The 11,626-nt window shown below is 76.3% G+C and carries 5 protein-coding genes and 1 pseudogene; all 6 read right to left on the bottom strand.

Features of this window, described 5'->3' with window-relative positions; translation table 11 throughout:
• Positions 1–312 precede the first annotated feature (312 nt).
• Positions 313–7,509: an SDR family NAD(P)-dependent oxidoreductase gene (locus tag ACYVGT_RS12450; RefSeq protein WP_460857394.1), complete on the bottom strand. Its 7,197-nt coding sequence runs from the start codon at positions 7,507–7,509 to the stop codon at positions 313–315.
• A gap of 688 nt (positions 7,510–8,197) precedes the next feature.
• A complete protein-coding gene (locus ACYVGT_RS12455; protein WP_460857396.1) occupies positions 8,198–9,442 on the bottom strand; it encodes a styrene monooxygenase/indole monooxygenase family protein in 1,245 nt (414 codons plus the stop codon).
• A gap of 107 nt (positions 9,443–9,549) precedes the next feature.
• Entirely contained in the window at positions 9,550–10,110 is a 561-nt protein-coding gene (locus ACYVGT_RS12460) for a GTP-binding protein (RefSeq protein ID WP_460857408.1), read from the bottom strand.
• 13 nt (positions 10,111–10,123) lie between these two features.
• A complete protein-coding gene (locus ACYVGT_RS12465; protein WP_460857398.1) occupies positions 10,124–10,492 on the bottom strand; it encodes a DUF742 domain-containing protein in 369 nt (122 codons plus the stop codon).
• 143 nt (positions 10,493–10,635) lie between these two features.
• Positions 10,636–11,061, bottom strand: coding sequence for a roadblock/LC7 domain-containing protein (locus ACYVGT_RS12470; RefSeq protein ID WP_460857401.1), 426 nt, complete (start codon positions 11,059–11,061; stop codon positions 10,636–10,638).
• Positions 11,062–11,158: 97 nt separating this feature from the next.
• A pseudogene (locus ACYVGT_RS12475) lies at positions 11,159–11,626 on the bottom strand (hypothetical protein); the annotation flags it as partial.

An 11,626-nucleotide genomic window follows, 5' to 3' on the forward strand; every position in this document is an offset into this window, starting at 1 on the left:
GCGGTGCGCCGCAGGCCACGGCGCACCCCGGCCCCGGTTCCCGGACGGCACCGCCCGTGCCGGCTCCGCTTCCGCGCTGCGTGCGCAGGGCGCGGGGCCGGCCACGTGCCGGCCTAGGGCGCCTGCGGGCGCTGCCGCCCCAGTCGACCGGCGCTAGGGGGCCGGCGCCGCGGACGCCGTCGGCGCCGGACCGGGAAGGGTGCCTCCGCTCTCCTGCAGCAGCGCCCCGCTCGGGACTCGGCGGTTCTGCCGGCGCGATCCGGGCACCGCGGGAAGGCAGAGCCCGGCGAGCACCGGCGGGGGGTGTGCGGGTCACGGGTGGGCGCCCCCTTCGGGGCCCAGTTCGGCGTCGATGAGGGCGAAGAGGCGGTCGGCCTCGGCTCCGGCGATATCGGCATCGCCGTGCAGCCGGTCGGCCAGGGCCTGGACCCGTTCGCCGGCGGCGGCCGGTGCGGCGCCGGCGCCGAGCGCGGCGACGGCCGCCTCCGCCTGGTCGAGTGCGCGCTCCAGCGCGGCGCGCGCTCCGTCGGGTCCGCCTCCGGGCGGTCCGGCGGCGCCGGCCCCCGCCTGCTCCCCGCCGGGGGCGCCGAGCAGGTCGGCCAGGTGGCCGGCGAGGGCGGACGGCGTCGGGTAGTCGAACGCGATGGAGGCGGGCAGCTCGGTGCCGGACGCGGCGGACAGCCGGTTGCGCAGCTCGAGCGCCGTCACCGAGTCCAGCCCCTGGTCCTTGAAGCTGCGGCCGTCGCGCACCGCGCCGGCGCCCGAGTGGCCCAGCACCGCGGCGGTGTGCTCGCGCACGGCCGCCAGCAGGCCGTCCCGGGTGGGGCCGCCCTCGCCCGCGGGGCCTTCGGCCGCTGCGCTCCCGCCGGCGGCCGCACCGTCCCCGCCGAGCTGTGCCGCAGCCTCGGGGATGCGGTCGAGGAGGCGGCTAGGGCGCACCGCGGTGAACGCCAGGGCGAAGCGCGCCCAGTCGACGTCGGCGATCGCCACCGCCGGCTCGGCGGCCGGGCCGCAGGCGGCGTCGACGGCGGTGCGCAGCGCGTCCAGCGCCGGACCGGCCGCCATACCGGGAAGCCCGTGCCGGGCGAGCTTCTCGGCGTCGCCGGGCCCGCCGCCGACCGCCATCCCCGCGTCGGCCCACACACCCCAGGCGATGGACAGGGCGGGCAGCCCCGCCGCGCTCCGGTGTGCGGCCAGCGCGTCCAGTACCGCGTTGGCGGGCGCGTAGTTGCCCTGCCCGGCCACCCCGGCCAGGGCGGTGACCGAGGAGAACAGCACGAACGCGTCGAGGCCGTCGCCGGCGAGCTCGTGCAGGTGCAGGGCTCCGGCGGCCTTGGCGGCGGCGGCCGCGCGGATCCGCTCTGCAGTGAGTGCGGCGACCGGCGCATCGTCCAGGGACACCGCGGCGTGCAGCACCGCGCTGAGCGGCCGGTCGGCCGGGATGGCGGCGAGCAGGTCCCGCAGCGCCGCGCGGTCGCTGACATCGCACGCGGCGAGGGTGGCGCCGGCTCCGCCGGCGGTCAGCTCGGCGTGCAGGTCGGCGGCGCCGGGCGCGTCCGGACCGCGGCGGCTGGCCAGGAGCAGGTGCGGCGGGTCCGGCTCGGCGGCGAGGCGGCGCGCCACTGCCGCACCGATGCCGCTGGTGCCTCCGGTGACGAGGACCGTGCCGCGCGGCCGCCAGCCGGGCAGCGGAGCGCCGGCCGCGCCGACGGCCGCGCGCACCAGCCGGCGCGCGAGGAGGCCCGGCGGGCGCACCGCCAGCTGGTCCTCCTCAGGCGGTGCCGCACGCGCCGCCGCAGCAGCAGCCGCGAGGCTGGCGCCGGGCTCGGTGTCGACCAGGCCGCCCCACACCGCGGGGTGTTCCTGGCGGGCGACGCGGCCCAGGCCCCAGGCGGCGGCAGCCCACGGGTCGGCGGGGCTGTCCCCCGGTGCCGCAGCGACGGCGCCGCGGGTCAGGCACCACAGCCGTGCGCGCGCGCCGGTGTCGCCGAGCGCCTGCAGGAGCACGGCGGCCGCCGCAGCGGCGTGTCCGCCGTCGCCGGGGACCGGGGCGAGGACGACGCCGTCGGCCGTTCCGATCCCGGCCTCGCGCAGGGCCGCGGCGGCCGAGGAGCGGTCCAGCGGTTCGGGAAGCACGGCGGTGCCGGCTTCGGCCCCGCAGGACCGGAAGGCCGCCGCAACGGCGTCGGCGGTGTCGCCGGGTGCGGCCGCCGCGGGGGCGACGGCGATCCAGCGGCCGGCCCGGCCGGGCCGCGGCAGGTCGGTGCGCACCCATTCCTCGCGGTAGCGGAGGGCGTCGCCGGGGGCCGCGGCACCGGTCGGCGCCGGCGGGTCCAGCCAGAACCGTCGGCGGGTGAACGGCGTGGTGGGCAGGGCGGGGGCGGCCGCAGCCGGACCGGAGCCGGTGAAGCGCGTCCAGTCGACCCGGGCGCCCGCGGTGAAGGCCCGGGCCGCTCCGGCCGGGTCGCTGCTCGCGCCGCCGGCTTCGGCGACCTGGTCGACCGCTTCGGCGAGGCGGCCGGCGCCGCCCTCGCCGCGGCGCAGCGAGGGCACGCAGGCGCCTTGGGCACCGGAGGCCTCGAGGGTGGCGGCGACCGCCGCGCTCAGCGCCGGGTGCGGCGCGCACTCGGCGAAGAGCCGGTGGCCCTGCGCGGCGAGGCCGGCCACGGCGGGCGCGAACCGGACGGTGCCGCGCAGGTTGCGGTACCAGTACTCGGCGTCCAGCGGGCGGTCGAGCGGGCCGCCGAGCAGGGTGGAGTGGAACGGCACGGCGGGCGGGCGCGGCGCGATCCCGGCCAGGGCGTCCAGGAGCGGTTCGCGGATCGGCTCGACCAGGGGGCAGTGGGAGGCGTAGTCGAGGTGCAGGTGGCGCGTATCGGCGCCGGCTGCGGCGCACCGCTCCAGCAGGGCTGCGATGCCGGCGGGGCTGCCGGCCACCACCGTGGACCGGGGGCTGTTGAGCGCCCCGATGAAGAGCTCCTCCGCCCCTTCGGCGCCCTCCGCCCGGACGGCGGCGATGGCGTCGGCGGTCTCCTGCTCGCCGAGGGCGACGGCCGCCATGGTGCCGGATCCGGCGAGGCGGTCGGCGAGGACGCTGCGCCGGGCGACGACGGCGGCTCCGTCGTCGAGGCTCAGCGCGCCGGCGACGCAGGCGGCGGCGATCTCGCCCTGGGAGTGGCCGATGACCGCGGAGGGGTGGACGCCGGCGGCGCGCCAGGTCTGGGCGAGGGCGATCATGACCGCCCACAGCGCGGGCTGGATGAGCCGGACGCCGGCCAGCGGCGGGTCGCCGGGGCCGCGGGTGAGCAGTGCGAGGGCGTCGGTGTCCAGGTGCGGCTGGAGCGCGTCGGCGCAGTCGTGCAGCGCGGCGCGGAACACCGGCGATTCGGCGTAGAGGGCGGTGGCCATGCCGGGCCACTGGGTGCCCTGGCCGGGGAAGACGAAGACGGGACCGCCGGGGTCGGGCGCCGCGCCGAGGGCGGCGGGGGCCGGGGCCGGCGCAGCCCCGGCGATCCGCACGGTGCCGGCGGCGACGGCGCCGAGTCCTTCGGCCAGCTCCCGGCGGTCGCCGGCGAGCACGACCGCGCGCTCATCCAGCGCCGCCCGCCCGACCGCGAGCGTGCGGGCCAGCCCCGGCAGGCCGCCGCCTGAGGCGCCGTCCCACTCCTCGACGAATCCGCGCAGCCGCGCCGCCTGCTCCCGCAGCGCCGTGCCGTCTCCCGCCGATATCGGGAACGGGAGCACGGCGTTCCCGCCGGCGCCCGAAGCCTCTGCTGCTCCCGGCACGTCCCGGCCCAGGTGCTCCGCCGGAGCGTGCTCTTCCTGCCCGCCCGCCGGATCCGCGGCGTCTCCGCCGGCGGGGGCAGGTGCCGCTGCTGCGCCGAGGGGTGCGCGCAGGGCGGGCCCGGCCGCGGTGCTCGGCCCGTCGGCCGGCTCGCTGGAGGCCGCGCCGGCCGCCCCCTGCCGCTGGGAGGCGCCAGCTGCGCAGGTCTCGCCTCCGACGGGGGATTCGACGATGACGTGGGCGTTGGTGCCGCTGATGCCGAACGCGGAGACGCCGGCGCGGCGGGGGCGGTCAGCGCTGGGCCAGGGGGTGCGGCCGTCGGCCGGGGTGATGGCGCGCCAGTCGACGCGGCCGGTGGGGGCGGCTCCGCGCAGGGTGTCCGGGGGCGCGGCGCGGCCGAGGGAGAGCACGGTCGCGATCAGCCCGGCCATGCCGGCGGCGGCCTGGGCGTGCCCGATCGCCGACTTCACCGCGCTCAGCTGCAGCGGGTGCTCCCGCTCCGGACCGAACACGGCGGCCAGCGCGTCGGCCTCGATCGGGTCGCCGAGCCTGGTCCCCGTGCCATGCGCCTCCACGGCATCGATATCGCCCGGCACCAGGCCCGCATCACCCAGCGCAGCCCGCACCACCGTCTGCTGCGCCAAACCGCTCGGGGCAGTCAACCCGTTCGACGCACCGTCATTGTTCACCGCCGAACCCCGCACCACCGCCAGCACGGGATGCCCCTGCGCCCGCGCATCCGACAACCGCTCCAACAGCACCATCCCTGCGCCCTCGCCCCAGACGCTGCCGTCAGCGCCGTCTGCGAAGGGGCGGCACCGGCCGTCGGAGGAGAGCGCGTGCCGGCCGGCGAAGTCGGTGAACATGTGCGGCGCGGCCATCACGCACACGCCGCCGGCCAGAGCGGTGCCGCACTCGCCGGCGCGCAGGGCCCGCACCGCCTGGTGGACCGCGACCAGCGAGGAGGAGCACGCCGTGTCGACGGTGACGGCGGGCCCGGTGAGCCCGAGCACGTAGGAGACGCGCCCGGAGACCACGCCGCCCGCGGTGCCGGTCATCAGGTAGTCCGCCTCGGCGGAGTCGCGGCCGGCGCCGTACCCGGAGGCCGACGCGCCGATGAAGACTCCGGTGTCGCCGCCGCGGGTGGGGTCGGTTCCGGCCCGCTCCAGAGCCTCCCAGGCCAGTTCGAGGACGAGGCGCTGCTGGGGGTCCATGGTGGCGGCCTCGCGCGGGCCGATGCCGAAGAAGGCGGCGTCGAACTCGGCTGCGCCGTGCAGGAAGCCGCCGCGCGCGGCGGCGGAGCCGCCGGCGACGGGCACCCGGCCCCAGCCGCGGTCGGCGGGGAAGCCCGAGAGTGCGTCGCCGGGGGCGGCCAGCACCCGCCAGAAGGCGTCGGGGGTGTCGGCCCCGCCGGGGAAGCGGCAGGCGGCCGAGACCACGGCGATCGGATCGCCGTCCTCGGCCGGCCGGCGCGGTCCGGCGCCGGCGGCGAGCGGCACTGCGCCGGAGAGGTACCGAGCGACGGCGGCGGGCGTGGGGTGGTCGTAGACGAGCCCGGACGGGAGCCGGCGGTCGAACCGCCGCTGCAGCCGCGTCCGCAGCTCCTCACCGAGGACAGAGTCGAAGCCGAGGCGCGCGAACGACCGGTCCGGGTCGAGGTCGGCCGCCCCGGCACCGAGCACCGCAGCGGTCTCCGCGGCCACCCCGGCGGCGATACCGCTCTGCTCTGGCCCGCTGCCGGCCTGGGCGGCGGCCGCCCCGGGCGGGCGGACCCCGGCCCGGTCGGCGGAACCGCCTGCGGCCGCGTCCGCCGCGCCCGGTCCGGCGCCCTCGGCGCCGGGTGCTTCCGGGACGCCTTCGCGCTCCGGCGGAGCACCACCGCCGGCGGTGCCCGGCAGCGGTTCCGGTTCCGGCGCGCGCACCGGGGCGAACCAGTGCCGGCGGCGCTGGAAGGCGTAGGTGGGAAGGTCGACCGTGCGCGCGGTGCCCGGGAAGAGCGCGCGCCAGTCGACGGACGCTCCCGCACAGAACGCTCGCGCAGCGGCGTCGGCGTCGGCGCCGGCGGCACCGGCCGGTCCGGGGACGGGCCGGGCTCCGCTGTCCGGCGCCGCACGGCCCTGCCGGACGTGCGGGCTCTCAGCGCCGCCGGACAGGGCGTCCAGACCCCGCTCCAGCTCTCCCGGTCGGCCGTGCACCGCCGCCCGGTACTCCAGTGCCGAGCGCGTCCGGGCCAGCGACCAGCCGATGTCGACCGGGTCGTAGGCCCGGTCGCGCAGCCAGTCCCGCAGCCGTCCGGCCTGGGCCCGCAGCGCTTCCGGCGAGGCCGCCGAGAGGACCCAGCAGAGCGGACCGCCGGCATCGGCCGCTGCGTGCGCCGCACCTCCGGCGGGCGCCTCGTCCGCGCCCCTCGGAGCGGCGGAGACGCCGGGAGCCGCGTCGGCGCCGGGTTCGGCGACGATCACGTGGCAGTCGGCCCCGCCCATGCCGAGCGAGGTCACTCCCGCGACCCGCGGGCCGGACCACGGCTCCCGGCGCGTCTGCACCGCCAGGCCGAGCCGGTCCAGCGGCAGGTCCGGGCCTGCGGCCGTGAAACCGGGGCTCGGCACCAGCTCCCCCTGTTCGACCGCCAGCACGGCCTTGGCGAGGCCCGCCGCGCCGGCCGCCGCCTCCAGATGGCCGACGGCGCCCTTGACCGAACCCACCCGGAGCGGTTCGCCCGCCGGGCGGTCCCGGCCCAGCACCGCGCCGAGCGCCGCCGCCTCGACCGGATCGCCGGCGCGCGTGCCGGCGCCGTGCAGCTCGACGTAGCCGACGTCGCCGGCGGCGATCCGGGCGTCGCGCAGCGCGCCGCGCAGCGCGGCCTCCTGACCGGCCGCGTGCGGGGCGGTCAGCCCGCCGGCGCCGTCCCGCGCCACCGCCGAGCCGAGCAGCAGCGCGCGGACCCGGTCGCCGTCGGCGCGGGCGGCTTCCAGGGTCTTCAGCAGGAACAGCGCGCCGCCTTCTCCGCGCACGTAGCCGCCCGCGCCCGCGTCGAACGGCCGCGCCCGGCCATCGGCGGCCAGCCCGCCGAACTGCTCTTCCACCGCCGCGCTCCACGGCGCCAGGTTCAGGTGCACCCCGCCGGCGAGTGCGGCGCGGCAGGAGCCGTCGCGCAGCGCCCGAACCGCCTGGTCCACGGCAGCCAGGGCAGACGACTGCCCCGTGTCGACGACGCCGCCCGGTCCGCGCAGGCCCAGGGCGTGCGCGGCGCGGTCGGCGATCATGCCGCGGTGCAGCCCGGCCATGGTGTGGTGCCCGGGCGGGCCGCCGTACCGGTGCCTCAGCAGCGCGTAGTCGTCGCCGAACGCGCCGACGAAGACGCCGGTGGCGGTGTGCCGGAGGCGCTCCGCGGGCGTGCGCGCGTCTTCGACCGCCTCCCAGGCCAGTTCCAGCGCGAGCCGCTGCCGGGGGTCGGTCTCCGCGGCCTCGCGCGGCGACATGTGGAAGAAGCCGGCGTCGAACCGGTCGACCGCGTCCAGGAACGCGCCGAACCGGGCCGCGGGTCCGTGGCCGGCCGCGTCCGGGTCCCAGCGCTGCTCCGGCACCGGGCCGATGCTGCTGCCGCCGGACCGGAGCAGGGCCAGGTAGCGCTGCGGGTCGGGCGCTCCGGGGAGGCGGCAGGCGAGCCCGACGACCGCGATCGCGTGCCGGGGGTCAGTGGCGGTGCGGCGGCTGGGCGAGGTCACGCGGCGATCCCCCTGCTGGTGGGTGGGCCGCCCCCACCGCGGCACGGCCGCGCGCAGTGCGGCGCACCGGAACGCCCGGGGAAAGGGACGGCATCGGACGAAGAAGCCTCAGATCAGGCAATCTTCACAACGGGCCATGGTTCCCCCTTTGCCGGACGGCAGTACGAGGATCGTAGCCCTCATGCACATGCACGGCAATATGCGATTTCTTTTCGGACATCCCGCGATGACTGATGTGCCCTCAATGTCCGCCGTTGGACTCTTGCATCCTCCGAGTTCACCGCTGGCACGCGGGCGGAGACCCGCCCCAGGAAACACAGGGAAAACTCTGGCACCGGCGGACTGGAAAACACGGAGGGCGCGAAAAAAGTCCCGAATGCCGCCGCAGCGACGTTCGGGACTTTCGTCCTCGCGGGCGCGGAATCGCGTCCACTCTGTATTACCCCTGCTCCCCGGAGGAGGCCCGGGCGCGCCGACCGGGCACGCGGCACCGCGCCGCCCGGAGGGCACGGCACCGCCGGCGGCGCGCGCCGCCGGCGGTGGAGCCAGCACACCCCGCCCTGTCCCCGACATGCGGGGGTGACCCGGTGCGCGCCGCTGATCGGCGCGGCGCGCACCCGTTCTCGGTGCCCCTACTCGGGCGCGCGCTCAGCGCCGGCGCGGCCGAGATCCGGCCGCCCGGCGGCACTCACCCGGAATGCTGCGCCATGAACGCGCGCGCCTTCGCCTCGTCGAAAAGCCATCCGTCGAAATCGGTGGGATCGTTCCACGAGGTCATGAGCCGGTCCGCGGCCGACTGGTGGTGCTGCATCATGCCGAACAGCTCCCCCATGAACGGCGGCGCCTCGCCCTCCCAGAAGGTCGAGTTCAATTCGGCCCAGTGCTGGACGGGAAGCCCGTAGGTCCAGAAGTCCTCGAACGCCTTCTCCAGGAACGCGCGGTCGAACGGCTTGTCGCCGTGGGCGAGAATACTCCCGAGATAGCTGTCGGCGCAGCGCGCGGAATGGTTCCACCCCTGCAGGACGTAGGGGTCCATGGAAATGACCACGTCGGAGATTCCGAGGACGAGCCCGCCGGAGGGCAGCACCCCGACCGGGTTGCGCACCTGGGGCTGGACGGTGTCCCGCATGGCACTGCGCCCGTCCACGAGCTCGGCGTCGGTGAGCCGGTCGAGGTAGTCGGGCGCCGTCTGCTTGACAGCGTCGCGCATCAGTTCGAACTGCTCCTGCGGCCGGGGGCGCGCGGGCCAGTCCTTCATGTTGCCGTCGGTCTTGTCGCTGATCAGGAAGGCGTGGCAGGGCCCGTCCTGGGTGAGGAACGGGAGCAGGAAGATGTTGCCGAGGTCCGGGGCGGTGGCCGCCCACCCCACGCTCTCCTTCTCCCCGGGGTCGGGGGCGACGTCGTACAGGTTGACCTGGGCGACCGACCGCGGGCGCGCTCCGGTGAACCGGGAGGCATCGTGGTCGAAGAGCGCACCGAGCTCGCCGTGGCCGACCGCGACGACGATGAGGTCGAACATGCGGGAGAAGTAGTCGAGGTCGCTGACGGTGATCCCGTGGATGACGACCTTGCCGCCGCAGTCCTCGAAATACTCCAGCCAGTCGGCCGTCTTGATGCGGCGGTCGACGGCGATCGAGTACGCCTCGCCGTTGCCGAACCGGGACGGCACGGTGATCGGCGGCGCGCCGGGGGCGCGCAGGCTGACCTTCATCTTCTCCACTTGGGGCGCCTGGGCACTCCAGAAGTCAAGGTGCAGCCTGCGTTCCAGCTCCAGCGCGTACGGCATGGTGAGCTGGGTGAGCGCGGGCCTGCCGGTGCGGATCTCGATCGAGGTCTGCCCCGTGATGACGGTGACGTCGTAGCCGTTGTTGAGCAGGCCGTGGGCGAGCTGGAGGCCCGAGTGCCCGGCTCCGACGATCAGGATCTTGCGCATCGTTCGTCTCCTCCTCGGGACGGATCTCCTCTTTGACGGCTCGGGCACGGCGCCGTGTACGGGGCGGAGACCGCGGCTCGGTCAGGGGGTGGTCGCGGGCGGCGGGGTCAGGACCCGACCGGCTCCGCCTCGGCGTTGGACTGCAGCGAGTAGCGGAGCAGCGTCTTCAGGACCGTGCCGCCGGAGGTGCGGTCGCGGGCGTCGAAGTCGATGATCGGCACCGTGGCGCCGACCTCGAGGGCCTCCCGGACCTCCTCCGCGGTGTAGTCGAGCTGCCCGTCGAACTTGTTCAGCGCAACAATGTAGGGGATGCGGCGGTTCGTCTCGAAATAGTCGACGGCGTCGAAGCTGTCGGCGAGCCGCCGGCAGTCCACGACGACGACCGCGCCGACGGCGCCGCGGATCAGGTCGTCCCACATGAACCAGAACCGCGACTGGCCCGGCGTACCGAACATGTACATGACCAGTTGCTGGTCGACGGTGATCCGGCCGAAGTCCATGGCGACGGTGGTGGTCACCTTGGTGGGGGTGGCCGTCGTGTCGTCGTGCGGCACGCTGGCCTCCGTCATCACCGCCTCCGTGGTCACCGGCGGGATCTCACTGACGGCTCCGACCAGGGTTGTCTTGCCGGCGCCGAAGCCGCCGGCGACGACGATCTTCGTCGACACCTTGGTGTTGGCGTCACTGGAAAAGTCGTTCGAGGCCACGAAGAGCCCTCTCCAGAACCTGATTTTCCGACGGGCTGTTGCCCGTGATGGTCGGGTGGATGTAGACGAGGCCGAGCTCGGCGAGGTCGCTGAGGAGCACCTGGGTCACGCCCAGGGGGATCTTCAGCTCGGCAGAGACCTCGGCGACGGAGCGCGTCTCGCGGCACAGCAGGTAGATCTCCTGCGACTCGGGCATCAGGTTCTCGGGCGGGTCGTGGCCCGGGTCGCCGGTGGAGACGAGAGTCTGCACCATGAGCGGGTGCCGCGACCGGGTCCGCCCGCCGGTGTAGGTGAAGGAGCGGATCCGGGTGCTCGTCTTGCTCCTGCTCCTGCGGTAGCTCATGACAGTGGCTTCCTCACGGTGGCGTCCTTTCCGCAACCGGGCTGCGGGGCGGACGCGTGGGCGAAGCGCAGGGCGCTGCTCCTGCGGTTGCTCATGACGGCTTCCTCACAGCTGCTTCCTCGCGGCGGGGCAGCGCCCGCCGCTCACTTGCCGATCACCTCGCGCAGCTCCGAGCGGAGCTGCGGGGTGAGAGCGTGCGCGACCCGCTCGACCATCCGCGTCATCTCGTAGGCGACGACCTTCATGTCGGCGCGCCGGTCGCTCAGCACGGCCAGCGAGGAGCCGTCGCTGATCTGCATCACGATCAGGTGGCCCTGGCGCATGCGCACGATGAGCGACTGGCACTCCCCCTTGTCGAAGAGCTTGGCGCCGCCGATGGCGAGGCTCTGCAGCCCGCTGGCGATCGCGGCGAGCTGCTCGGCGTGCTCTTCGGGGAAGTCGCGGGACGCGGTGAGGAGCAGGCCGTCGGAGGACACGACGATCGCGTGCTCGGCGCCGTGGGTGTCCCGCACGAAGTTGGACACCAGCCAGGAGAAGTCGTCGGCCGAAACGTTGAGCTGCTCGTTCATTGGTGTACCAACCTCTTGCTCGCTGTGGTGTGGGGGTGGTCCGGTGCGGCGTGCCCGCCGCGGCCGGCGCCGGACGGGCCTGCGCCCGCCGACCGGGTCATTCGTCCTCCCCGCCGGCCGACCGGTTCCGCTGCTGGGCCTCCGCCTCGCCCTCCAGGAAGTCCCCGAGCTCGTCCCGGATCACCGCTGCGCGGTCCTCCACCGGTTCGGCCGGGTCGGGGGCGGCGTGCCGGGCCGGCTGGTCGCCGGCCGCGAGGTCCTGGCTGATCTGCTCGAGCAGGGCGGCCTTCAGCGGGTCCCGGTGGGCGCTGCGCCGCGGCAGGCCGGCGGAGGTCATCTTGGATCCCTTCGCGCCGTCGGCGATTCCGTTCCCGTTGGGCGTGCCGGTGCTGCCGTTCAGGGCCCTGCCCGCGGCGCCGCCCGATGCGCCGCCTGCGCTGCCCGCTGCTCCGCCGGCGGCCGCCGGACCGGGCCGGCGCTGGTCGCGCAGCGGCTCGACCGAGCGGGTCGCCTCGGTGCGGGGCTCGGGCGGGCGGCCGAGGCCGACCGGGGCCGACGCGGTGCC

It is taken from the genome of Nocardiopsis coralliicola (genome assembly GCF_054779695.1).